At 44.9% G+C, this 24,354-nt stretch carries 22 protein-coding genes; 20 read left to right on the plus strand and 2 right to left on the minus strand.

Features of this window, described 5'->3' with window-relative positions:
- Positions 1-49: 49 nt before the first annotated feature.
- Both M72_RS12995 and M72_RS13000 read left to right on the plus strand, forming a co-directional pair.
- Positions 50-2,170: a heavy metal translocating P-type ATPase gene (locus M72_RS12995; protein WP_055068515.1), complete on the plus strand. Its 2,121-nt coding sequence runs from the start codon at positions 50-52 to the stop codon at positions 2,168-2,170.
- 60 nt (positions 2,171-2,230) lie between these two features.
- Entirely contained in the window at positions 2,231-3,499 is a 1,269-nt protein-coding gene (locus tag M72_RS13000) for a M14 family metallopeptidase (RefSeq protein ID WP_055068516.1), read from the plus strand.
- 10 nt (positions 3,500-3,509) lie between these two features.
- Here the strand turns inward: M72_RS13000 and M72_RS13005 are convergent, their stop codons facing one another.
- Positions 3,510-4,226: a PIN domain-containing protein gene (locus M72_RS13005; RefSeq protein WP_055068517.1), complete on the minus strand. Its 717-nt coding sequence runs from the start codon at positions 4,224-4,226 to the stop codon at positions 3,510-3,512.
- A 254-nt stretch (positions 4,227-4,480) separates the two neighbouring features.
- Here M72_RS13005 and M72_RS13010 point away from each other — a divergent pair, with 254 nt between their 5' ends.
- From M72_RS13010 to M72_RS13025, 4 genes are all read left to right on the plus strand, one after another.
- Complete coding sequence (locus M72_RS13010) at positions 4,481-6,265, plus strand: methyl-accepting chemotaxis protein (protein ID WP_055068518.1); 1,785 nt, start codon at positions 4,481-4,483, stop codon at positions 6,263-6,265.
- A 176-nt stretch (positions 6,266-6,441) separates the two neighbouring features.
- Positions 6,442-7,371 (plus strand): ABC transporter ATP-binding protein, encoded by a 930-nt coding sequence (locus tag M72_RS13015; protein ID WP_055068519.1) that lies wholly within the window; start codon positions 6,442-6,444, stop codon positions 7,369-7,371.
- A complete protein-coding gene (locus M72_RS13020) occupies positions 7,371-9,536 on the plus strand; it encodes an ABC transporter permease (protein ID WP_055068520.1) in 2,166 nt (721 codons plus the stop codon). The genes M72_RS13015 and M72_RS13020 overlap by 1 nt, the downstream gene beginning before the upstream one ends.
- A 3-nt stretch (positions 9,537-9,539) precedes the next feature.
- Complete coding sequence (locus M72_RS13025) at positions 9,540-9,749, plus strand: hypothetical protein (protein WP_055068521.1); 210 nt, start codon at positions 9,540-9,542, stop codon at positions 9,747-9,749.
- Here the strand turns inward: M72_RS13025 and M72_RS13030 are convergent, their stop codons facing one another.
- Complete coding sequence (locus M72_RS13030) at positions 9,750-9,947, minus strand: hypothetical protein (RefSeq protein WP_022045322.1); 198 nt, start codon at positions 9,945-9,947, stop codon at positions 9,750-9,752.
- Positions 9,948-10,125: 178 nt separating this feature from the next.
- Here M72_RS13030 and M72_RS13035 point away from each other — a divergent pair, with 178 nt between their 5' ends.
- From M72_RS13035 to sigE, 14 genes are all read left to right on the plus strand, one after another.
- Positions 10,126-10,632 (plus strand): SEC-C metal-binding domain-containing protein, encoded by a 507-nt coding sequence (locus M72_RS13035; protein WP_022045321.1) that lies wholly within the window; start codon positions 10,126-10,128, stop codon positions 10,630-10,632.
- A gap of 145 nt (positions 10,633-10,777) precedes the next feature.
- Positions 10,778-11,095 (plus strand): DUF1540 domain-containing protein, encoded by a 318-nt coding sequence (locus M72_RS13040; RefSeq protein WP_022045320.1) that lies wholly within the window; start codon positions 10,778-10,780, stop codon positions 11,093-11,095.
- Between the two features lie 52 nt (positions 11,096-11,147).
- Entirely contained in the window at positions 11,148-12,023 is an 876-nt protein-coding gene (gene lgt / locus M72_RS13045; protein WP_022045319.1) for a prolipoprotein diacylglyceryl transferase, read from the plus strand.
- Between the two features lie 237 nt (positions 12,024-12,260).
- Positions 12,261-12,692, plus strand: coding sequence for a division/cell wall cluster transcriptional repressor MraZ (gene mraZ / locus M72_RS13050; protein ID WP_022045318.1), 432 nt, complete (start codon positions 12,261-12,263; stop codon positions 12,690-12,692).
- A 2-nt stretch (positions 12,693-12,694) separates the two neighbouring features.
- Positions 12,695-13,660, plus strand: coding sequence for a 16S rRNA (cytosine(1402)-N(4))-methyltransferase RsmH (gene rsmH / locus M72_RS13055; RefSeq protein WP_022045317.1), 966 nt, complete (start codon positions 12,695-12,697; stop codon positions 13,658-13,660).
- The gene (locus M72_RS13060) at positions 13,657-14,130 is read left to right on the plus strand and encodes a cell division protein FtsL (RefSeq protein WP_055068522.1); all 474 of its coding nucleotides are present in this window, start codon (positions 13,657-13,659) and stop codon (positions 14,128-14,130) included. The genes rsmH and M72_RS13060 overlap by 4 nt, the downstream gene beginning before the upstream one ends.
- Before the next feature lie 12 nt (positions 14,131-14,142).
- A complete protein-coding gene (locus M72_RS13065; RefSeq protein WP_022045315.1) occupies positions 14,143-16,101 on the plus strand; it encodes a peptidoglycan D,D-transpeptidase FtsI family protein in 1,959 nt (652 codons plus the stop codon).
- A gap of 66 nt (positions 16,102-16,167) precedes the next feature.
- The gene (locus M72_RS13070) at positions 16,168-17,889 is read left to right on the plus strand and encodes a peptidoglycan D,D-transpeptidase FtsI family protein (RefSeq protein ID WP_055068555.1); all 1,722 of its coding nucleotides are present in this window, start codon (positions 16,168-16,170) and stop codon (positions 17,887-17,889) included.
- A 45-nt stretch (positions 17,890-17,934) separates the two neighbouring features.
- Positions 17,935-19,296: a UDP-N-acetylmuramoyl-L-alanine--D-glutamate ligase gene (murD, locus tag M72_RS13075; RefSeq protein ID WP_055068523.1), complete on the plus strand. Its 1,362-nt coding sequence runs from the start codon at positions 17,935-17,937 to the stop codon at positions 19,294-19,296.
- Positions 19,297-19,302: 6 nt separating this feature from the next.
- A complete protein-coding gene (locus tag M72_RS13080; RefSeq protein ID WP_055068524.1) occupies positions 19,303-20,430 on the plus strand; it encodes an FtsW/RodA/SpoVE family cell cycle protein in 1,128 nt (375 codons plus the stop codon).
- Between the two features lie 7 nt (positions 20,431-20,437).
- On the plus strand, positions 20,438-21,211 hold the full coding sequence (locus tag M72_RS13085; protein ID WP_055068525.1) for a cell division protein FtsQ/DivIB: 774 nt from the start codon (positions 20,438-20,440) through the stop codon (positions 21,209-21,211).
- Between the two features lie 111 nt (positions 21,212-21,322).
- Positions 21,323-22,603, plus strand: a complete 1,281-nt coding sequence (ftsZ, locus tag M72_RS13090; RefSeq protein WP_055068526.1) for a cell division protein FtsZ — start codon at positions 21,323-21,325, stop codon at positions 22,601-22,603.
- Positions 22,604-22,729: 126 nt separating this feature from the next.
- The gene (locus M72_RS13095; RefSeq protein ID WP_261291834.1) at positions 22,730-23,566 is read left to right on the plus strand and encodes a sigma-E processing peptidase SpoIIGA; all 837 of its coding nucleotides are present in this window, start codon (positions 22,730-22,732) and stop codon (positions 23,564-23,566) included.
- Positions 23,550-24,284 carry an RNA polymerase sporulation sigma factor SigE gene (gene sigE / locus M72_RS13100; RefSeq protein ID WP_022045308.1) on the plus strand — a complete coding sequence of 245 codons (735 nt, stop codon included), beginning with the start codon at positions 23,550-23,552 and terminating at the stop codon, positions 24,282-24,284. Before M72_RS13095 ends, sigE begins: the two co-directional genes overlap by 17 nt.
- Positions 24,285-24,354 lie beyond the last annotated feature (70 nt).

Raw genomic sequence — 24,354 nt, forward strand, 5'->3', positions numbered from 1 at the left:
GATGTTACGCAATAAGTAACATCTCTTTTATCGAAAGCAGGTTAAAGATATGAAATTTCAAATCAGACATGAGATAAGAGGAAGAATGAGAATTCACGTGATCCAGAGCCGTATGTCATTTGCACAGGCAGATACATTACAGTATTATCTGGAACAGTGTGAATCTGTGATTTCCGCAAAAATTCAAAATCGTACCGAAGATGTGACCATTTGTTATGAAGGAAGCAAAGATGCAATCCTTGAAGTGTTAAAGGCATTTTCGTATGAAAAGACGGATGTTCCGGATACCTATATTAAAAATTCCGGAAGAGAAATGAATCAGCATTACTGGGATCAGCTGGTGGAGCAGACGTTCTGGCATTTCGGTAACAAACTGTTTCTGCCGTTTTCCGTTCGTGCAGTAATCACAACGGTGAAATCCGTGAAGTATATCTGGAAAGGGCTTCAGACTCTGTTTCAGGGTAAGATCGAGGTTCCGGTACTGGATGCAACTGCCATTGGTGTTTCCATTATCCGTGGTGATTTTGCGACCGCAGGATCTGTGATGTATCTGCTTGGTATCGGAGAGACGCTGGAAGAATGGACACATAAGAAATCCGTGGGAGATCTGGCACGCAGTATGTCACTCAACATCAGCAAGGTATGGATGATGTGTGATGGACAGGAAATACTCGTTTCCGCAGACAACGTGCAGTCCGGAGATGAAGTGCGCATTCATATGGGAAATGTGATCCCGTTTGACGGAACGGTAACGGATGGAGAGGCAATGGTAAATCAGGCATCTTTAACCGGAGAATCGGTTCCGGTCCGCAAAGTACCTGATGGCGTGGTATATGCCGGAACGGTTGTCGAGGAAGGCGAGATTACGATCCGCGTCAGAGAAGTAAACGGATCAAGCAAGTATGAAAAGATCATGGCGATGATCGAGGAATCAGAGAAACTGAAATCCTCACTGGAAGGAAAAGCCGAACATTTAGCAGATAAACTGGTGCCATATACCTTCCTGGGAACAGGGCTTGTATGGCTGTTTACCAGAAATGTGACAAAGGCAGTTTCTGTACTTATGGTAGATTTCTCCTGTGCACTGAAACTTGCAATGCCATTGTCCGTGCTCTCTGCAATCCGGGAAGCAAGTACCTATAACATTACCGTAAAGGGAGGCAAGTATCTGGAAGCTATGGCGGAAGCGGATACCATCGTCTTTGATAAGACCGGTACACTGACCAAGGCACAGCCGACAGTGGCAAAGATTGTTTCCTTCAATGATCAGTCCGAGGATGAACTGCTTCGTATTGCTGCCTGTTTAGAGGAACATTTTCCACATTCCATGGCAAAGGCTGTGGTACGTGAGGCAGTAAACCGGAATCTGGTACATGAGGAACTTCACTCAAAGGTAGAGTACATTGTCGCACACGGTATTTCTTCCAAGATCGGGGAGAAACATATTGTGATCGGAAGCTATCATTTCGTATTTGAGGATGAGAATGCTACAATTCCGGAGGGAAAGAAAGAGATATTTGAGCAGCTTCCGGAGCAGTATTCACACCTGTATATGGCGATTGACGGAGTGCTTGTGGCAGTTATCTGCATCGAAGATCCACTTCGTCCGGAAGCGGTTGAGGTTATTGCAAAGTTAAAGAAACTCGGAATCTCCAAGGTTGTTATGATGACCGGAGACAGTGACCGCGTGGCATCTGCGATTGCGAAAAAAGTCGGTGTGGATGAGTATCATTCCGAGGTATTGCCGGAAGATAAAGCAAGCTTTGTTGAGGCAGAAAAGAATGCCGGAAGAAAGGTGATCATGGTCGGTGACGGTATCAATGATTCTCCGGCATTGTCTGCAGCGGATGTCGGCATTGCCATCAGTGATGGCGCAGAGATTGCACGCGAGATTGCAGATGTGACGGTGGGTGCAGATGATCTCCATGAGCTTGTTACTTTAAAGAAGATCAGTAATGGGCTGATGGAGCGGATTCACAGAAATTACCGTCTGATTGTAGGCATTAACACCTCATTGATCGTTCTTGGCGTGGCAGGGGCATTTCCACCAACCACATCGGCATTGCTTCACAACACGTCCACACTTCTGATCAGCTTAAAGAGCATGAACAATCTGCTCGATGAAAAGGAAGAAGTAACAGAAGAAAATGTAGCAGAAGCATTTGCATAATGGAAACAAAACTGTCTGATTCTCATAAAATAAAAAGAATGAGAATAAGGCAGGAACAAAATGAAAGAATTATATCCTGGGGATCAGGGAATCTGGGTACAATATCTGCAGCTGGCATTGCAGCGTGCAGGACAGCAGGTGATGCTGGATGGAATTTTTGGATCAAAGACCTGTGCAGCCGTGGAAAAAGTAATGGGCAGCAGCGGAAAGTGTGCGGTAAAAGAAGCACAGTGGAACCGTCTACTGCCCTTTTTACGTGGGTATATCACACACGAGGTAAAAGCAGGAGATACCTTTTTCTCCATTGCGAAAATGTATGATACAACGATGGAGCGAGTGATGCATGCAAATCCCGGAACGGATGCCGGAGCATTACAGATTGGAAGTACGGTTGTTGTACCACTTAATTTTCCGTTGGTTTCCGGAGAAGTTCCATACACTTCCCTGCTTACCGGGTGGATCATTGAGGGCTTGCAGGCACGTTATCCCTATCTGCAGGTGGGAACGATCGGAAGAAGTGTTATGGGAACACCCCTGTGGTCGTTGCAGTTGGGAAATGGTCCGGTAGAGGTGGGGTACAATGCTTCCTTTCATGCAAATGAGAGTATTACCACACCGGTACTTTTAAAGTTTGTGGAGCGGCTGCTGGAGGCATATGCAGACGAACATATGTATGAAGAACTGTACCCGGAGCGGCTGTTTGAAGAATATTCCCTGTATCTTGTACCATTGGTCAATCCGGATGGTGTGGATCTGGTAAATGGGCTTTTGACGGAAGGATTTTATTATCGCCGTGCGGTCCGCATTGCGTCCGGATTCCCGGATATTCCGTTTCCGGACGGATGGAAGGCAAATATCCAGGGAGTTGATCTGAATCTGCAGTTTCCGGCAGGATGGGATATGGCAAAGAAAATAAAATTTGAACAGGGGTATAACCGTCCGGCACCGAGGGATTACGTGGGACAGACACCGCTCAGCGTCCCGGAGAGTATTGCCATGTTTGATTTTACGAGAAACCATGATTTTTCCCTGATTCTTGCATATCACACACAGGGAGAAGTGATTTATTGGAAGTATCTGGATGAGGAACCGGAAGGCGCCCGCCGCATTGCGGAATATTTTGAAAAAGTGAGCGGTTACCGGATCGAGGAAACACCGGCGGCGTCCGGGTATGCCGGATACAAAGACTGGTTTATCAATTTTTATGACCGTCCGGGATATACCATCGAGGCGGGGCTGGGAGAAAATCCGCTGCCGATGGAGCAGTTTTCGAAAATTTATAAAGACAATGTGGGAATCCTGCTTGGAGGAATGACGGAACTTGAATAAAAAATGAGGATTACCTCTGGTAATCCTCGTAAATTTTTTTGATGTGATTGTAGATTTTACTTCCAATGGTAGTATCAAACGTTTTGACCAGTGCGTTGTTTAATGCAAGTTTATTCTCGGATTCCTCCACCGCTTTATAGATGGATGTGTATTTGCCGGCCGGAAGTTTTTCGTCTTTTAATTCCGTTCGTATTTTTTTGCGGATTGCTTCCGGAAGTTTTTTCTTTTCCGGCTTCTTTTTTTCCACAATTTCTTTTGTCTCTTTTACCTCTTTCGTCTCTTTTTTTGATTCTTTGGGAACGTGATCCGATTTTTTCTTCTTTTTCTTTGTGGAGGTTCCCTTTTTTAAAGAAACATCCTTTGGGGTGGAAGGGGAAGCAATGCTTGGCTGGCGGAAGGCTTCGATGTTTCTTCCGCGCCAGAAATCGACAATACTGTCAAACCCGGTATCCTGGCTGATGATGTAAACCGGACCTTTTTCCCCTTTCCCGATCAGGAATCCAAGATAGGTGGCCAGCTGGAAATCCAGATAATTTTTAGCTACCTTGTGTGTTTCAATATATTCGATCACCGCTTTGGACGCCATCATTTCTACATGTGTTTCAAAAGGGATGGACTTGATGCTGTCTCCGTAAAAAATGACAACACGGTCAGATGCAGAGAGTTTTTTGATGTCTGTTACACCATCGTTGTGTACATTTTCATAGTCTACAAGATAAATGCCCATAGGTATTGTTCCTCTTTTCCTTAAGATGTATCCATTATACGTCAAATGAAAAAGAATGGCAAGAGAAGGGAATACGGCAAAGAAATAGGGGGATTGTACGCAGGGAAAGTTGGAAACAGGAAGGGGGATTTTTTAAAAAGGGAAATATGGTTGACGGAAATGTGGTAAAAGATTATACTTAATAAATAACAAGTTTTGAATTTTTGAGCAAAATATATAAAACCGAACGGTTTTAAGGGAAGGAGAATAAAGTTATGAAGAACATGAAGGTAAGGACCAAGCTGAATCTGATTCTGGTTCTGGTCATTTTACTTGTGGCTCTCGGGGGTACTGTTTCCGTCAAAGACATGGAAGATGTGAAAGACAAAGCACTGGAAACGATGGAAGCATCGTCCCGCCAGAGTTATGATGATTCGATCAAAGAGCAGGTGGAGGTGGTTATTTCCCTGTTGTCGGAGATCAATGACGCATATAAAGCGGGAACTTATACGCTGGATGAAGCAAAAAAAATTGCAGCAGATGAAGTCCGGCAGATGCGTTACGGAGAGGCCGGTTACTTCTGGATTGACCAGTCAGATGGTACAAATGTGGTTCTGCTTGGCAGTGATACCGAGGGAACAAACCGTATGGAAACCAAGGATGCAAAAGGATACCAGATGGTGAAAGAAATCATACGTGTAGCAGTGGAAGACGGTGGAGGATACACAGATTTTGTATTCCCGAAACCAGGAGAGACAAAACCTTCCCCGAAGCGTTCCTACAGTGAGTACTTTGAACCGTTTGACTGGGTGGTCGGTACCGGAAATTATACGGATTATATTGATACTGCCATTGCAAAGCAGAACAAGGTATTTTCCAACTATGCAATGCAAAAGGCAATCGCCCTGATCGCGGTATGTATTGTGATGCTTGCGGTTGTTGCAGTACTTGTTTTTATGATCGCACAGGATATTACAAAGTCGTTAAAGAAAGTTGTCGCAGAGATTGAAGTGATTGCAGGCGGAAATTTTGCCCGAAAGATGCAGACGAATATGATGAAGCGGAAGGATGATTTCGGACAGCTGGCAGGAACACTCGAGACGATGCGGGAATCGGTATGCGGATTGCTTGCACAGGTAAAGAAGGAAGCTGCAAATATTGATAACGTTGTGGAATCAATGGATACCAATATATCAAATCTGAATGGGGAAATTGAGGATGTGTCTGCAACGACCGAGCAGCTTGCTGCAAGTACCGAGGAGACGGCGGCATCGGCAGAGCAGATCAACAGCATGACCCAGCAGATTGACGGAGCGGCAAAAGAGATTGCCGTACGTGCACAGGACGGAGCTACAGAAGCAGAAGAAATCCATAAGCGGGCAACGCAGACAAAAGAAACAACGGTAGAGAACCGGAAGAAAGTTCAGGAAATGCTTGGAGAAATCAGGGAAAGACTCGAAAAGGCACTCGAAGACGCAAAGGTTGTGGAACAGATCGGTGTGCTTGCAGATTCCATTCTCGCGATTACCGGACAGACCAATCTGCTTGCACTGAATGCATCCATTGAGGCAGCACGCGCGGGCGAGGCAGGAAAGGGATTTGCAGTTGTTGCAGAGGAAATCCGGGTACTGGCAGAACAGTCCAAAGATGCCGTGGCAAATATTCAGGCTGTGACGGAAAACGTGGATAATGCAGTAGGAAATCTGACCAAAGATTCCAACCGTCTGCTGAATTTTGTGGATACAGATATTGTGAAGAGTTTTGATGAATTTGAGAAGATGGCAGATGATTATAACATGGATGCCTCTAAAATCAACGATCTGGTGTCGGATTTCAGTGCAACTTCCGAAGAACTGGTAGCATCTATTTCCAATATTACAGAGGCGATTGACGGAATTACCTCGGCATCGAATGACAGTGCTGCTGGCACAACGAACATTGCACAGAAGACCGTTTCCATTGCAAACGGATCGGCAGAAGTCATGAAAGGCGCAAAGACAGCGGAAGCTTCTGCGGGAGAACTTCGCAGGAATGTAAGCAACTTTGTGATCGAAGAATAAGAAACATAAAAAGAATACTTCATAAAATACGGGGAAAGTGGTCCATGAACTGCTTCCCCGTATTTTTATCCGTTCACAAAATGAACACATAGTTTACATTTTTTACACACGTAAAAGCGATACACTGTTCTCATGAAGGGCATTTTGTTGTCCAAAAAGAAAAGGAGCGTTTCGCTGTGATTGAGATCAATAATCTTGTAAAAAAATACGGGGATCATACGGCTGTCGATCATCTGTCACTCGTTGTGGAACCGGGGAAAATTTATGGTTTTCTGGGTCCAAACGGTGCTGGCAAATCAACAACGATGAATATGATAACCGGATATCTCGGTGCGACAAGCGGAGAGATTAAAATTAACGGGCATGACATTTTAAAGGAGCCGGAGAAAGCAAAGAAATGTATCGGTTATCTGCCGGAACTTCCACCACTGTACATGGATATGACGGTAAAGGAGTACCTGTGTTTTGTGGCAGATTTAAAACAGCTGGAAAAAAGTCTGCGCAGACGGTATGTGGAAGAGGCAATGGAAACGACCGGTACGACAGAAGTGGCAGGGCGCATGATCCGCAATCTGTCCAAAGGATACCGGCAGCGTGTCGGGTTTGCACAGGCGATCCTAGGGTATCCGGAGATTATCATACTCGATGAGCCTACGGTCGGACTGGACCCGAAACAGATCATAGAGATCCGTGAACTGATCCGTCATCTGGGCGAAAAACATACGGTGATTTTAAGTTCCCATATTTTGCCGGAAATTTCTGCCGTGTGTGACCATGTGTTTATTATTTCCAAAGGAAAGCTTGTAGCGAGCGACTCTACGGAAAATCTGGTAAATCTGATGTCGGGTGCGCAAGAGATTGAACTGACGGTGCGGACCGGTGCCGGGGAAGCAGCCGGATACTTACAGGGAGAAGAAAACATTGCAAGGGTTGAGCAGGCGGATCATGATAAAATCCGTATTTATGCAAAGAAAGGTGCCGATGTGCGGGAAGAAGTCTTCCGGCAGATGGCAGAGCATAACATTCCGGTGCTGGAGATGAAGACCGTGACGAAATCTCTCGAAGATGTATTCCTTGAGATTACCCAGGAAGGAGGTGCACAGTAATGTTTGCCGTATTGAAAAGAGAATTCCGGTCATACTTCCAGAATGTGGTCGGCTGGCTGTTTGTGGCTGTCCTTATGGCTTTGTTCGGGTTGTATTTTTATGTATATAATTTAAGGCAGGGTTATCCGTATCTGTACTATACGTTAAGTGCCATTACGATTATTTTTATGATTGCGGTACCGATTCTTACCATGCGCAGTTTTGCAGAGGACCGGAAAAATAAAACGGATCAGCTGATGCTGACAGCACCGGTGCCGGTGGCAAAGATTGTACTCGGAAAATATCTGGCAATGCTTGCCGTGTTTACCGTGGATATTGCAGTTTTCTGTGTGATGCCACTTATTTTACGTGCGTTTGGAACCATTCCCATGGGCGAGAGCTATATTGCCATACTGGCGTTCTGGTTATATGGAGCAGCTTCCATTGCGGTAGGTATGTTTATTTCCGCATTGACGGAAAGCCAGGTGATTGCGGCAGTTCTGACGTTTGTGGTACTGTTTATCAGTTATATGATGCAGAGTCTGACAGGACTTATTTCATCGGATGGAAACTGGCTGACAAAGATTTTAAACTGTCTGGATCTGTATGCACCGTTTGAAAAATTCCAGGGGGGCTGTCTGGACATTACGGCAATCCTTTATTATGTAACGGTTATTGTATTATTTAATTTCTTTACCGTGCAGGCCATTCAGAAACGGCGTTGGAGCATCAGCAAAAAGACATTTTCGCTCAGCGTTTTTTCAAGCAGTTTTATTGTCGTAGTTTTCGCTCTTGCCGTGGTTGCCAACCTGGCAGTCGATGCGCTGCCGACGAGAATTACCTCGGTGGACTGTTCGTATTCTAAATTGTATTCCATTACAAAGGATACGAAAAAGAACATGAAAAAACTGAAAAGTGATGTGACCATCTATGTTCTGGCAGCGGAAAAAAGCAAGGACGCACAGATTGATTCCATGCTGGAGCGTTACAAAGATCTGTCCGGGCATATCAGGGTAAAATACGTCAATCCGAAGAGTAAACCTTATTTTTATAAGGACTATACGGACAATGCACCGACCAGCAACAGTCTGATCGTTGTCAGTGACAAGCGTTCGAAAGTGATAGATTATTATGATATCTATGATTATCAGTCAAACATGGATTATTCCACATATTCCTACAACAACGAACTGAAGGGATTCGATGCGGAAGGACAGATTACAAGTGCCATCCAGTATGTAACGATGGATGCAAACCAGCTCCCTGTCGTATACCAGATCACCGGACATGATGAGGCTACAATCGGAAGTGCATTTTCGGATGTCATCAGCAAATCCAATATGACATTGTCTTCCGTGGAACTGTTAAATGAAGAAAGTGTTCCGAAGGATGCGGCAGCGATTATTATCAATGCACCGCAGAAAGATTTTAATAAAAATGATGCACAGAAAGTAATTGATTATCTGCAAAAAGGCGGAAAAGCGATTATCGTGGGAATGCATTCCGAGACCGAGATGCCGAATTTTGCATCGATTCTGGATACTTACGGAGTAAGCCTTACCACAGGGCCGATCGCGGATAATGATGCACAGCATTATTACAATATGGGAGGTCCACTGTATCTGCTGCCAAATGTAAACAGCAGTTCGTATACCGGAAGTCTTTCCGGCGGATATGTATATCTTCCGATTTCTCTGGGAATCAATTATCCGCAGAACAGCACGACGGATGACACGGAGAGTACAGAGGAGAGTAAGACAACGTATACTTCTTTACTGGATACTTCCGATGATGCGGTTGCAAAGAACAATCCAAACAGTATGCAGGATTATGGATACGAAGATGGAGACGACAAGGGACCGTTTAGTGTCGGACTGGCGGTAGAAGATAAAGTAGATGATGATCACACGACGCAGCTTGTGGTATTCGCAAGCCCGTATGTATTCAGCGATGAGGCAAGTCAGATGACGACAAACAATGCATCACTGTTTTCCGATGTGATCGGAAATATGATCACGGATACCCAGTCGGCCGGCAGCGTAATTCCGGAAAAAGAGTACACGCTCAGTAATCTGACAGTAAATGCATTACATGCGGCACTTCTGGGACTGCTGGTTACCATTATTCTTCCAATCCTGTTACTGGCCGGAGGAATTGTAATCTTTATGGTAAGGAGAAAGAAATAAAGAATGAAAAAGCAGAAAATACAGATGCTTGTGGTGGTCATTCTTCTGGTGATCTGCGTTGTTGCTTATATTTTTATCAGCAAAAACGCAGGGAAACTGGATTCCACAGAGAATGACGGACCAAATGCATCCATGGGAAATGTGACAGAAAGTGTTTTGGAGACTGAGACTGAGACAGAATCTGTCTTAGCTACAGAAACAACAGAAAAATAATTATTTCTTGTGCGTAAGTTTGTATAGGAACGTATAAGCCCAGATCAGTACCGGGATCACGAAGGTGGCAAAGATAGAAGCTTTGAACATTTTCATGGTTCCGGTATTGTCTGTGATGGCGCATACCAGTGTACTTAGGTACAGAACAATCAGTAAAATGATGCCAATGATGGCAAGAATCTGTTTTCCTTTTTTCATATGAACAACCTCCTTGGCTAAATATGCTATTTGCAGGAAACCTGTAAACCGTAACTTTATGATACGGGAAATGGCAGGTTTCGTCAAGAAAGGGCTTGGAAAATGGCAGACATTTTGTTATAATAAACATACATGCATCAAGGCATGTAAATTCGTAAGTGATAAAGGTGGTATAAAAATGGCTATATTGCAGGATTGGCAGAAAATTGCCTACAATGAGAACGCAAGTCAGGGGGAACTTCAGAAATTCTGGCAGAGATATTTCCTGTTAGAGAAGGGTGTGTATGAGAAATTATTGACAAACCCGGATGAAAAAGTAGAAGGAACGGTAAAAGAACTTGCTGATAAGTATGGACTTACCATTCTGGAGATGGCTGGTTTCTTAGACGGAATCAATGACAGTCTGGTAAAAGACAATCCAATCGAAACAATGGATGAAAATACCAGGGTAAATCTCGTTTTCGATAAGGAAAAGCTGTACAAGAACATGGTAGATGCCAAGGCTGACTGGCTTTACAATCTTCCGATGTGGGATGATATTTTTGATAAAGAGACAAAGCACAGACTGTATATGGAACAGAAAAAATCCGGTACGGTTATCGTTGGCAAAAAGGTGGGACGTAATGATCCGTGTCCATGCGGCAGTGGAAAGAAATATAAATTCTGCTGTGGAAAGAATAAATAAATTTCAAATTTTGAAATACAAATTCCCGGTATCAGAAAAACTGATACCGGGCTTTTTTAAAAAGAAGAACCGGAACAGAATAAGACCATGTGGTTTGGTACATACTGATGTGGCAGCGATGATTTAACACAAGGAGGTATGTAAGATGACAAAACTGGATTGTAATGTGGTAAACTGTTCTTATAATGCAGACAACTGCTGCAGACGAACGGATATTCAGGTGGAAGGAACACAGGCAAAAACTTCTTCCGAAACCTGTTGTGGAAGTTTTGCACCGAAAGGAAGTGGATGTCAGTCCTGTCATACAACAGATGTCAAAAAAGATACAACCGTCAGCTGTGAAGCGTGTGAGTGCAAATTCAACGAGGATCATGCCTGTCATGCGGGACACATTGGTATTTCCGGCGGACATGCTGACAGCAGCAGGGAGACAGAGTGCGGCAGTTTTGTATGCAGCTGCTGACAGGGGCATATGGGCGGCAGACTGCCGCCCTGCCAGTGAAAGGAGAAAAGGAATGGAACAACTAACGGATTACAGTATTAATTTTCCGCATTTACATATTTATTTGCACCATGTCGGAAAAAATATCATGATCGGAAATTTTTCGGTGGCATATTATGGAATTGTGATTGCAATCGGAATGTTAGCAGGACTTGGAATCGCCTGTTGGATGGCAAAACGGACCGGCCAGAAAACGGATACTTATTTTGACCTGGCACTCGTTGCCATTATCTGTTCTGTCATTGGGGCGCGGGTTTATTATGTGATATTCCGTTGGGATCTATACAAGGACGATCTGCTGAGTGTGTTCAATCTGCGGCAGGGAGGTCTGGCGATTTACGGAGGCGTGATTGCGGCAATCATTACCGTGTTTGTGTTTTCACGGGTACGGAAACTGTCCATGGGTCTGCTTTGCGATACCGCGGGACTTGGTCTGGTCTTAGGACAGGTTATCGGCCGGTGGGGAAATTTTTTTAACAGGGAGGCATTTGGCGGTTATACGGACGGGTTGTTTGCCATGCAGCTGCCGCTTTCTGCTGTCCGATCCTCAGATGTGACGGACAGCCTGCTGCAGCACGTGGTGGAAGTAAATGGTATCTCTTATATCCAGGTACATCCCACGTTTCTCTATGAATCCTTGTGGAATCTGATTCTTTTGATCCTTCTGATCCTGTTTACCAGACACAAGCGGTTTGATGGGGAAGTCTTTTTGCTGTATCTGGCAGGGTATGGGATTGGCAGGTTCTGGATAGAATCCCTGCGGACGGATCAGCTGCTGCTGCCGGTCATCGGATATCCGGTGTCTATGGCACTTGCAGCACTTCTTGTGGTCGTATCGGTTTCCTGGATCATCATCTGGCATGTCCGCCAGCACAAAAAAACAGCATAATGTACATTTGGATGGGAAAATCCTCCACACGTTTCCACGTGTGGAGGATTTTTTTTGGAAAAAACGGTAGCTGTCGGCTCATTTTCAAGAAAGACCGGGAATAACCCTTGATTTCAGGGGGCTTTTAGGGTATTATGGATACATAGTGGTGGAAAGTGGAATAAAAAATCCACTTTGTGGTGTAAAGTGGTGAACAAACAGAAGTTCAGAAAATGAGGAAGGGGAGGTGAGTCTGCCATGTTTATGGGCGAATACAATCATTCGGTTGATGCAAAAGGCAGACTGATCGTACCTTCTAAATTCCGGGAACAGCTTGGCAATGAATTTGTTGTGACAAAGGGACTGGATGGATGCCTGTTTGTTTATTCCCAGGAAGAATGGAAACGGATTGAGGAGAGTCTTCGTGAAAAACCACTGACTTCAAAAGATGCAAGAAAGTTTATGCGATTCTTTTTTGCAGGAGCTGCAAACTGCGAAGTAGACAAGCAGGGAAGAATTTTACTTCCGGCGAATCTGAGGGAATACGCAGGAATTGATAAAGAAGTTGTTTCCGTCGGCGTATTCAGCCGTGTGGAGATCTGGAGCAAAGAACGGTATCTGGAAAACAACGATTTTGATGACATGGATGAGATCGCAGAGCATATGGCAGAGTTGGGAATTGGAATCTAAATATGGAGTTTAAACATTATTCCGTTCTTTTGAACGAGACAATTGAACAATTACATATTCGCCCGGATGGCATTTATGTGGATGGAACGCTTGGGGGAGGCGGACATTCACTGGAAATATGCAGACATCTGACAACCGGAAGACTCATCGGAATCGACCAGGATGCGGATGCCATTGCCGCTGCCACAGAGAGACTGAAAGATTATGCAGACAGGGTTACCATCGTAAGAAGCAATTATGCACAGATGGCGGACGTGTTGAAGAATCTCGGAATCGAAAAAGTGGATGGAATCATTCTCGATCTGGGAGTTTCTTCTTTCCAGCTGGATACACCGGAACGCGGTTTTACCTACCGGAGTGAGGATGCACCGCTGGATATGCGGATGGACAAGCGTCAGCGCCTGACCGCAAGGGACATTGTGAACGATTACAGTGAAGCGGAACTGTTCCGCATAATTCGTGATTATGGAGAGGATCGGTTCGCAAAGAATATTGCAAAGCATATTGTACAGGCGCGAAAAGAAAAACCGATTGAAACGACCGGGGAACTCAACGCAATCATCCGTGGAGCCATCCCGATGAAAGTACAGGTGACCGGAGGACATCCTTCCAAGCGGACGTATCAGGCAATCCGCATTGAGCTGAATCATGAACTTGATGTACTTCGCGATACGTTAGATACCATGATTGATTTGTTGAATGATGGGGGAAGAATCTGTATTATCACATTTCATTCACTGGAAGACCGTATTGTAAAATCCAACTTCAAAAAGAACGAAAATCCGTGTACATGCCCGAGCAATTTCCCGGTCTGTGTATGTGGAAAGAAATCCAAAGGACGTGTGGTGACAAGAAAGCCCGTTCTGCCTTCGGAGAAGGAACTCGAAGAGAACAGCAGATCAAAGAGTGCAAAATTACGCGTGTTTGAGCGTGTGGAAGATGGAATGGAAAGCAGGGAAGCGTTATGAGCAGTAAAAACTATTATGTAAACGGGAATACCGTGAGAGAACTGGATACACCGGTTCGACACAATCAGAGAACACGCAAAGAAATCGAAGAGGCAAGACGTCGCAAAAACCGTAGAAATGCAGCGAGAAGGAATCGCCAGAGAGCGATGGAGATGAGCCGTGGGTATGTGGTATTTCTCACAGTCTGTGTTGTGGTCAGTGCGCTGATTGCCGTTTTGTTTGTACAGATGCAGTCACAGATGACGACACGAATGAAAAATGTGGCAAATCTGGAGAGCCAGCTGGCAGATCTTCGCGCGGACAATGATGCACGTTATAAAAATCTTACAACTTCAACAGACCTTGAACATATCAAAAAAGTGGCAATGAAAAAGCTTGGCATGAAATATCCAACGGAAAAACAGGTGGTATATTATACCGTGGAAAACAGCAATTTCATGGATCAGTATGAGGATATTCCTTCCAAATAACAGGAGTCAGATGTGAGAAGAAAGAGAAGAAGACCGGCACAGAAATTTAACCGGAAGATGCGGACAAAACTGATGGTATTGTTTTCCCTTATTCTGGCTGTTTTGTGTGGACTGATCGGCAGATTGACTTATATTGAACACACGAAAGGGGAAACCTATCAGAAAAAAGTACTTTCCATGCAGTCTTATGACAGTAAAACGATTCCGTACCAGAGGGGAGAAATCATCGACCGTTCCGGTACGGTTCTTGCTACCAGTGTGGCAGTCTATAATGTGATTTTAGACTGTACCGTTGTCAATGATAAAGAAGAGTATGTTGATCCGACCGTGGAAGCACTGGTGAAATGTTTCCCGGAATTGGATGAAACGGAGATCCGCAGAATTATAAAAGAGAAAAAGGATAAACGCTATATTGTACTTGCCAAGAAAGTACCATATGACGAAGTACAGCCTTTTGTGGAATTGCAGGATGCCGTAGACAAAAAAGGAAACAAAGTAAATCCGGATATCAAGGGCGTCTGGTTTGAAAAAGAATATCAGAGAAATTATCCGTTTGGATCTTTAGCCTCTTCCGTGATTGGTTTTACTTCTTCCGGGAATGTCGGCACAACCGGACTGGAGAATTATTACAACAGTACATTAAACGGAATCAATGGGCGGGAGTACGGTTATCTGGACTCGGACAGCGATTTTGAAAAGACCGTCATTGATGCACAGGACGGGGATGCGCTGGTGACATCCATCGACGCAAATATCCAGTCCATCGTTGAAGAAAAAATCAAAGACTGGAATGAAAAATACCGGGATAACTATTATAAAGGAACCGGAAGTATCAATACGGCAGCGATTGTCATGAATCCAAACAACGGAGAAATCCTTGCCATGGCAGATTATCCAAACGTGGATCTGAACAATCCGAGAGATCTGAGTAAGTGGTACACCAAAAAACAGATCAAAAATATGTCCGAGGATGAAAAAATGGATGCGCTCAATGAGATATGGCAGAATTTTTGTGTATCCTCAACGTATGAGCCGGGATCTGTACAGAAACCTTTTACGGTTGCGTGTGGACTCGAAACCGGAACAATCAAAGATAAAATGACATTTGACTGTGATGGGTACGAGGATTTTAATGGACAGAAGGTGCGCTGCGTGGCGCGCTACGGACATGGAATAGAAACCGTCCGGAAGACACTTATGGATTCCTGTAATGATGCCATCATGCAGATGTCATACAAAATCGGAAAGAATCATTTTACAGAGTACCAGTCCATCTATGGATTTGGACAGAAAACGGGAATTGATCTGCCGGGAGAGGCAAATACCGCATCTTTGATGTATCAGGTGGAAGATATGAAACCGATCGATCTGGCAACCAATGCATTCGGACAGAACTATAACTGTACGATGGTCCAGATGGTGAGTGGATTTGCGTCACTGATCAATGGCGGAACTTATTATCAGCCGCATCTGGTAACCAAAATCACGGATTCGACAGGAAATACGATTTCCACGGTGGAACCGAAAGCTGTGAAACAGACCATTTCCCAGAGTACCAGCGATAAAATCCGGGATTATCTGCAGAGTGTCGTAAAGGAAGGTACGGGAAATACGGCAAAAGTGGATGGATATTCTATGGGCGGTAAAACAGGAACCGCACAGAAGTTTCCGCGTGGAAACGGAAAATATCTTGTTTCATTTATGGGATTTGCCCCATACGACAATCCGCAGGTACTGATCTATGTGGTTGTGAATGAACCAAATGTGGCAGACCAGCCGCACAGCGTATTTGCGCAGAACATTGCGCGTGAGATCTTAGAAGAAGTTCTTCCGTATATGAATATTTATCCGGATGAAAAGAAGACCGGTGTAAACAAGGGCTATGATGTTACCGGGTCAAAAGACAGTTCACAGTATACCGGAAAGCATAACGGAACCAAGTCCAGAAATGAAAAGAAAAAGAAGAACTAAAGACAGAGAGTTCTTAGAAAGGCTCTGCAGTGCATATGCTTTAAGAAAAGGATCGTGGTGCTTTTCATGGAGTGGAATAAAACCTATCACCGCAGAAAAATATGTATCATATTCTTTTCTGTTGTTCTGATGTCGATGGTTTTGTGCGGGCGTCTGGTCTATCTTATGCTTTTTGAGGGAAAATATTATGAGACGCAGGCAAAAGATCTGCAGCAGAGAGAAAGAAAAATAAAAGCCGCCAGAGGCAAAATTCTGGATCGAAATGGTGTAGTACTGGCAGATAACAAATCAGTCTGCACCATTTCTGTCATACATAACCAGATAAAGGAACCGGAAGCGGTCATTGCCATGCTCGTAAAGGAGCTTGGAATTCCGGAAGAAAAGGTCCGTAAGCGGGTAGAAAAATATTCGTCTCTCGAGAAGATCAAAAGTAATGTCGATAAGGAAACTGGAAATCGGATTCTTGCCTATGGCTATGCAGGGGTGAAAGTGGATGAGGATTATAAACGGAATTATCCATACGATACGCTTGCCTCAAAAGTGCTGGGGTTTACCGGCGGGGATAACCAGGGAATTATCGGATTGGAAAGTGTGTACGACAAATATCTGGAGGGAACCGATGGTCTGATTCTGACGACAACGGATGCCCGCGGTGTGGAAGTTGACAATATCGGAGAGGAACGCAAAGAACCTGTTGCCGGAAATAATCTGCGCACATCATTGGATGCAAATATTCAGATGTTTGCCATGCAGGCGGCAAATAAAGCATATATTCAGAAAGAAGCGGATTCTGTCAGTATTATTGTGATGAATCCTTCCGACGGAGCCGTCATGGCAATGGTGGATTATCCGGAATTTCATCTGAATGAGCCGTTTCAGCTGATTGAGGAGTATAAGGAGTATGAGGGTACCAAAAAGGAGCAGGAATACTGTAACCGGATGTGGCGAAACCAGTGTATCAATGATACCTATGAGCCCGGATCAACATTTAAGGTGATCACCGCGGCAGCGGCACTGGAAGAAGGTGTGGTTTCTTTGGAAGACCGGTTTCACTGTCCGGGATATATCGTGGTGGAGGACCGCAGGATTCGCTGTCACAAAACGACCGGGCATGGAGCAGAAAGCTTTGTGGAAGGAATCGAAAATTCCTGCAATCCCGTGTTTATCAATGTGGGACTTCGGATCGGTGCCGATCACTTTTATGACTATTTTGAGCAGTTCGGTCTGTTACATAAAACGGGGATTGACCTGCCGGGAGAGGCTTCGACCATCATGCACAAGCGGGAAAAGATCGGGCTTGTGGAACTGGCAACCATCTCATTCGGACAGTCATTTCAGATCACACCGATCCAGCTGGCAACCACCGTTTCTTCTATTATTAATGGAGGAAACCGCGTGACACCGCACGTCGGAATGCAGGTGGAGAATGGAGACAAAAAAGTAATAAAAACGTTTGATTTTCCGGCGCAGGAGGGAATCTGCAGGGAAGAAACGTCGGAAAAAATGCGGTTTTTGCTGGAAAAAGTGGTATCCGAGGGAGGCGGAAACAAAGCATATATTGAGGGGTATGAGATTGGCGGAAAAACAGCCACTTCACAGACCCTGCCCCGTTCCGCACATAAGTACATCTCCTCGTTTCTGGGGTTTGCACCGGCGGATGATCCGAAAGTTCTGGTACTTGTGATCATAAGGAACCCTTCCGGCATTTATTATGGCGGTACCATTGCGGCTCCTGTGGCAAAGGAAATTTTCGAAAACATACTGCCTTACCTTGAATTGGAGCAGTAAATACCTTATAATCGTAATTATACGCAAAGATGGAGGTTGATCGTAATGAAACTTGAAGGAAAAAAGGTTCTGGTTGTGGGAGCCGGAAAGAGCGGCATTGCTGCGTCAGAACTGTTATTGGATAAAAAAATTGAAACTGTTCTCTATGATGGAAACAAAGATCTGGATGTAGAAAAGTTATATGAAAAGGCACCGAAACTGAAAGGAATGCCGGTGCTTTTGGGGGAGCTGACGGATGAGCAGCTGCGCGCATTTGATGTAGCAGTCTTAAGTCCGGGCGTCCCAACGGATCTGCCGGTCGTAGAGCGGATGCGTGCACAGAACGTCTGCATCTGGGGCGAGATTGAACTTGCATATTCTTTCGCAAAAGGCAGACTGATTGCAATCACCGGAACAAACGGAAAGACCACTACGACAGCATTGACCGGAGAAATCATGAAAAATTATTTCAAGGATGTGCGCGTGGTTGGAAATATCGGAATTCCGTATACTTCCGAGGCTGCCACAATGACGGATGAAACCGTAACCGTCGCAGAGATCAGCAGTTTCCAGCTGGAAACCATTCATGAGTTCCATCCACAAATATCCGCAATCTTAAATATTACGCCGGATCATCTGAACCGTCATCACACCATGGATTGTTATATTAAGACCAAAGAGGCAATCACCACCAATCAGACAAAGGATGAGGTCTGTGTGCTTAATTATGAGGATGAGGTGCTTCGGGCATTCGGAGAGAGCGCACCGGTGCATGTGGTCTGGTTCAGCAGTGTAAGAAAACTTGCTGAAGGATTTTATCTCGACGGAGAGGAAATCTTTTATGCGCATGACGGAAACACCGAGAAGGTGATCAATGTCAATGATCTGAATCTGCTGGGACGACATAACTATGAAAATGTCATGGCCGCAACTGCCATGAGTGTGAATTTCGGAGTGCCGATGGAGAAAATCGTGGAGGTGCTGAAGCGTTTCCAGGCGGTAGAACACCGGATCGAGTATGTGACCGAAAAAAGAGGGGTCCGTTTTTACAACGATTCCAAGGGAACCAACCCGGATGCCGCTATTCAGGGAATCCGTGCGATGAACCGTCCAACGCTTCTGATCGGAGGCGGTTATGATAAGCAGTCCACATATGATGAGTGGATTGATGCATTTGACGGAAAAGTAAAAAAACTGGTGCTGATCGGACAGACAGCAGAAAAGATTGAAGTGTGTGCGCATAAGCATGGTTTTATGGATACCGTGCGCTGTGAGACCTTTGAGGAAGCGATCCGTTACTGCTATGACCATGCAGTATCCGGGGATGCGGTTCTGCTTTCACCGGCATGTGCCAGCTGGGGCATGTTCCCGAACTATGAGGAGCGTGGACGGATATTCAAAGAAATCGTTCGTGGATTAGAGGAGTAGTGAGTCGTGCCGAAACGGAGACGTGGGGAAAAGAAAACAACATATTTTGACTATAATCTGTTGTTTATCATTATTTTCCTATTATGTTTTGGACTGGTGATGCTTTACAGTTCCAGTTCGTATACATCAGCAAATAAATATGGGGACAGTGCACATTATCTGAAACTGCAGGCGCGAAATATTGCAATCGGTCTTGTTTTTATGTTCTATTTTGCAAAGAAGGATTATCATGTGTGGAGAAAATTCGGAAGGCTGGCATACTGGGGAGCCCTGGGGTTTTGTTTTGTCGTTCTGGCAAAGGTACCGGGGCTGACGCGAAGCTCCCACGGACAGTCCCGCTGGATTCAGGTCGGACCGATCGGCTTTCAGCCATCGGAGCTTGCAAAGATTGCCATCATTATTTATCTGGCGATGCTGATCGAGCGTATCCCCAAGCAGCTGGATAAGGTTTCAAGCATGGCAAAAGTAGGAATCCGTCTGGTGCCGCTTGTTTTGTTTGTCGCGGTAAACAACCTGAGTACGGCGATTATCATTCTTGGGATTGCTGTCTGTATGCTGTTTGTGGCAAGCCCGAAGTACAAAGAGTTTTTTGTGGTTGCCGTGCTGGGGGTGCTGTTTATTTTCGCATTTATCAATATCGCGTCTTACCGGAGTGACCGTGTGGAGGCATGGAAACATCCGGAGACAGCGGGAGATAAGGGATATCAGACCATGCAGGCACTCTATGCAATCGGATCCGGCAAGCTGTTTGGAAAAGGACTCGGACAGAGCCTGCAGAAGCTGGGCAATGTGCCGGAGGCACAGAATGATATGATTTTTTCCATTATCTGTGAGGAACTCGGCCTTTTCGGTGCCGTCTGTGTCATTCTTCTGTTTGTCCTGATGCTCTGGCGGATGATGGTCATTGCCAATAATGCAAAGGATCTGTACGGGGCACTTCTGGTGACGGGCATTATGTCACATATTGCGATTCAGGTAGTTTTAAATATTGCGGTTGTTACCAATACGATTCCGAATACCGGTGTCATTCTGCCGTTTATCAGTTACGGAGGTACCTCGCTTGTATTCCTTATGGCAGAGATGGGGCTTGCGCTGAGCGTGTCGAAGGGCATCCGTCTGGATACGATCGAGTAGGTTTGTCATGATTAAAGAAGAACGAAGAAAAAAGAAAAAAAGAAAAAACATTCTGCAGGTGATACTGGGAATCCTGATTGTGCTTGCGCTGGCAGTTCTGATCATTTTTACCGTTTTTAAAGTAAAAAATGTGGAGGTGGAGGGAAACAAACTCTACGATGCCAAAGTGATTGAAAAAGCAGTATTAAACGATGAGTATTCCTGGAATTCCCTGTATGTATTCCTGAAATATAAATTTGTCAATACCAGTGAAGTTCCGTTTGTGGACACGATGGAGATCAGCCTGAAAGATCCGCAGACGCTGCATATCAAAGTGTATGAGAAAGGAATCATGGGATATCTGTATCTCTCCTCGATCAATAAGAATGTCTATTTCGACAAAGACGGGATTGTGACAGAATTGTCTGACCGTGTGATTGAGGATACACCGCAGATCCTTGGGATTGACTGTAAAAAAGTAGTGCAGTATGAAAAGCTGCCGATCGGCTCGAAGCGGCTAAAGCAGCTTCTGACGCTGACGCAGTCTTTAAAACGCAATGACCTGATCCCGGATTCCATTACCTATGGTGTGGAAAATGAGCCGGTTCTGACATACGGGACGGTTAAAGTTTCCATGGGTTCCCTGGAATTTCTGACCCAGAAAGTGGAGCGGCTGGCAAAAATCAAGCCGCAGCTGCAGGGAATGGAAGGAACACTACATTTAGAAAACTGGACAGAAGAAACGACAAATATTGTGTTTGACAAAACGGAAAGTTCGAAAAAAGATAATAAAAAATCATAATTTTCGGTTGATTATTTGTATGAAAAATTATATTATAGTCTATATGAGTACGTATGAAACATTTTTATGTTTCACGGTGCCGCAGGGCTATAGGAAAGAGGAGGAAGAACCATGCTGGAGATTCGGACAACAGAGACAGATACGAGTGCCAAAATTATCGTGATTGGTGTAGGTGGTGCTGGTAATAACGCTGTGAACCGCATGATTGATGAGAATATAGGTGGAGTCGAATTTATCGGAGTAAATACAGATAAGCAGGCGTTGCAGCTTTGCAAGGCTCCTACATTGATACAGATTGGAGAAAAACTTACAAAAGGACTTGGTGCAGGCGCACAGCCGGAGATTGGCGAGAAAGCAGCAGAGGAAAGTGCAGAAGAATTATCCGCTGCAGTCAAGGGTGCAGATATGGTATTCGTTACCTGTGGTATGGGTGGCGGTACCGGTACCGGTGCAGCACCGGTCGTTGCAAAGATTGCCAAGGAGCAGGGAATCCTGACCGTTGGAGTTGTGACAAAGCCATTTAAGTTTGAGGCAAAGAAACGTATGATCAATGCCGTATCCGGTATTGAAAAACTCAAAGAGAGCGTGGATACTTTGATTGTGATTCCAAACGATAAACTTTTAGAGATCGTTGACAGACGTACTTCCATGCCGGATGCATTAAAGAAAGCAGACGAAGTATTACAGCAGGCAGTACAGGGAATCACAGATCTGATCAATCTGCCGGCACTTATCAATCTGGATTTTGCCGATGTGCAGACCGTTATGAAGGACAAGGGTATGGCACATATCGGTATCGGTAATGCCAAGGGCGATGAGAAAGCGATTGAGGCGGTGAAACTTGCCGTTGCATCTCCGCTTCTTGAGACAACCATCAATGGTGCAAGCCATGTAATCATCAATATTTCCGGTGATATTTCCCTGATGGATGCAAATGATGCAGCAAGCTATGTACAGGATCTGGCAGGAGAAGATGCAAATATCATCTTTGGTGCAAAGTATGATGAGACCATGACAGATGAAGCTACGATCACTGTAATTGCAACCGGACTGGAGAATCCATCCATGAAGATGAAGCCACAGCAGCAGGCGGGTGGAATCGGTGGCCGTATGGTATATCCGAATACAAACAATGTCCGTCCGACAGGTTCCGTTGGAATTGTCAGCCGTGCAGCAGCTGCTGGAAACAATAGTTTTCCTGGGGTAAATAACAGCAATTACACCAATGCAGGTACCGGTGTGGGAAGCAGACCGGTCAATCAGCCGCAGGCACAGGCACCGACTCCTTCCGCTTCGAACTATTCCGGGATTCAGCGTCCGAAGCCGGTAGAGAGTAATGTAAAGCCGGTAGAAATCAATATTCCGGATTTCCTGAAGAACCCTAGAAGATAAAACCGCACAATATGTCGATAATTTCCAAATAACAACCTCTTGTTTTTGCTAAATTATGAGGAATATTTTTCTTATAATAGGAGCAGAGACAGGAGGTGATTTTTTATATATGTATTCTATATTGATATCTTTCTGAAACAAAACTTTCTGATGAATTTTCTTGTATTATCCCTTACCTGTGTATTTTGCAAAAGTGCAGTCTGTCACCGGAATCTGCGCATGTTGGCTGCGGCGGTTTCCGGCACGGGACTTGAAGCGTTTGGACTGATGGTGCTGCCTTATGCAATTTCCGTCCTGTGTACTGCCATCGGCATCGTGCCGCTTATGGTTTTTCTTGCGTTTGGCAGGGAAAATAAAAAACAGAGGATGGTGAGGATTTTAAGCAGCTGGTTGTCCATTGTATTGTTAAACGGAGTGGCAACTGCAGTTTACAATCTGACGGGACTGGAAAATCTGTATCTGTATACCGCACTGGCAACGGCCGGAATCACTTACGTACTTGTCAAAAATCTTGTGGTGTCGGTGCAGAGGCAAAAGCGACAGATGTCTGTGGTTCTGTATAACAAAACGGTGTCGGTTCCATGTATCGGACTGCTGGATTCCGGCAATCTTTTAACCATGCCATTAAGTGGGAATCCGGTACATATTGCAGATGCAGCCCTGCTGCAGAAGCTTGTCGATGAAAAAACGGTACAAAAGGAGATTGAATACCGTGCACTCGGAAATCCGCATGGAAAATTGCAGGTGTACTGCATGGATGGGATGAAAGTGGAGACGGAGCCGGCAAAATTCTGTGACTGGAAACAGGTATGGGTTGGCTGCGCGGAAAATGGGGTGCTGTGCAATAAACCGTATCAGCTGATTCTGCATGCATCGGTGGCAGACCGCTGTGGCTGCACAAAAGATCCATCCCAAATGACAAAAAAACTGAGAAAGGAGAAACGTAATGTTTTCACTGTTTGAACTGGTGTGGAAGAGAATCCGCCTGTTTTTTACGGATGATGAGGTTTTTTACATAGGAGGGGCAGATGTACTGCCACCACCTTTGGAGCGGGAACAGGAGAACCGCTGTCTTATTGCTTTAAGCGGGCTGCATGGGGACAGTGAACCCATGACGCGCGAAGACGCAAGAAAGCAGCTGATCGAACACAATCTGCGTCTGGTGGTATATCTGGCACGGAAATTTGAAAATACCGGAATCTGTGTGGAGGATCTGATCTCCATCGGAACGATTGGGCTGATCAAGGGAATCAATACATTTAATCCGGAAAAGAAGATCAAACTGGCGACTTATGCGTCCCGGTGTATCGAAAATGAGATTCTTATGTATCTGCGCAGAAATAATAAAGTGAAGCTGGAGGTATCAATTGATGAGCCGTTGAATGTGGACTGGGATGGAAACGAACTTCTTCTTTCGGATATTCTTGGAACCGATGAAGATATCATTTACCGGGATATGGAGAATGAGGCGGAGATCATGCTTCTCCGCACTGCGGTTAATACGCTGACTCCGCGGGAAAAAGAAATTATCTGTCTGCGCTATGGAATCGGAAGAAAAGACGGCAGGGAAATGACCCAGAAAGAAGTGGCAGACCTGCTTGGAATTTCGCAATCCTATATTTCGAGATTGGAGAAGAAAATCATGGTGCGGCTGAAAAAATCAATTCAAAATAATGTGTAAGTGTGTTATACTAATTACATAAAATTTGCTCTGAAATAGTAAAATTTATATGCAAAATAGCAAGGACAGC

Origin of the sequence: Roseburia faecis, from assembly GCF_001406815.1 — a bacterium.
Lineage (GTDB): Bacteria > Bacillota > Clostridia > Lachnospirales > Lachnospiraceae > Roseburia > Roseburia faecis.

What these genes read in the sequence shown, in the direction of transcription:
- M72_RS13020 (WP_055068520.1), top strand. Translation starts at nt 7,371, where the DNA reads ATGTTTGCCGTATTGAAAAGAGAATTCCGGTCATACTTCCAGAATGTG.
- murD (WP_055068523.1), top strand. Translation starts at nt 17,935, where the DNA reads ATGAAACTTGAAGGAAAAAAGGTTCTGGTTGTGGGAGCCGGAAAGAGC.
- M72_RS13010 (WP_055068518.1), top strand. Translation starts at nt 4,481, where the DNA reads ATGAAGAACATGAAGGTAAGGACCAAGCTGAATCTGATTCTGGTTCTG.
- M72_RS13070 (WP_055068555.1), top strand. Translation starts at nt 16,168, where the DNA reads ATGGAGTGGAATAAAACCTATCACCGCAGAAAAATATGTATCATATTC.
- M72_RS13030 (WP_022045322.1), bottom strand. Translation starts at nt 9,947, where the DNA reads ATGAAAAAAGGAAAACAGATTCTTGCCATCATTGGCATCATTTTACTG.
- rsmH (WP_022045317.1), top strand. Translation starts at nt 12,695, where the DNA reads ATGGAGTTTAAACATTATTCCGTTCTTTTGAACGAGACAATTGAACAA.
- M72_RS13040 (WP_022045320.1), top strand. Translation starts at nt 10,778, where the DNA reads ATGACAAAACTGGATTGTAATGTGGTAAACTGTTCTTATAATGCAGAC.
- M72_RS13000 (WP_055068516.1), top strand. Translation starts at nt 2,231, where the DNA reads ATGAAAGAATTATATCCTGGGGATCAGGGAATCTGGGTACAATATCTG.
- lgt (WP_022045319.1), top strand. Translation starts at nt 11,148, where the DNA reads ATGGAACAACTAACGGATTACAGTATTAATTTTCCGCATTTACATATT.
- M72_RS13025 (WP_055068521.1), top strand. Translation starts at nt 9,540, where the DNA reads ATGAAAAAGCAGAAAATACAGATGCTTGTGGTGGTCATTCTTCTGGTG.
- M72_RS12995 (WP_055068515.1), top strand. Translation starts at nt 50, where the DNA reads ATGAAATTTCAAATCAGACATGAGATAAGAGGAAGAATGAGAATTCAC.
- ftsZ (WP_055068526.1), top strand. Translation starts at nt 21,323, where the DNA reads ATGCTGGAGATTCGGACAACAGAGACAGATACGAGTGCCAAAATTATC.
- mraZ (WP_022045318.1), top strand. Translation starts at nt 12,261, where the DNA reads ATGTTTATGGGCGAATACAATCATTCGGTTGATGCAAAAGGCAGACTG.
- M72_RS13005 (WP_055068517.1), bottom strand. Translation starts at nt 4,226, where the DNA reads ATGGGCATTTATCTTGTAGACTATGAAAATGTACACAACGATGGTGTA.
- M72_RS13060 (WP_055068522.1), top strand. Translation starts at nt 13,657, where the DNA reads ATGAGCAGTAAAAACTATTATGTAAACGGGAATACCGTGAGAGAACTG.
- M72_RS13035 (WP_022045321.1), top strand. Translation starts at nt 10,126, where the DNA reads ATGGCTATATTGCAGGATTGGCAGAAAATTGCCTACAATGAGAACGCA.
- sigE (WP_022045308.1), top strand. Translation starts at nt 23,550, where the DNA reads ATGTTTTCACTGTTTGAACTGGTGTGGAAGAGAATCCGCCTGTTTTTT.
- M72_RS13085 (WP_055068525.1), top strand. Translation starts at nt 20,438, where the DNA reads ATGATTAAAGAAGAACGAAGAAAAAAGAAAAAAAGAAAAAACATTCTG.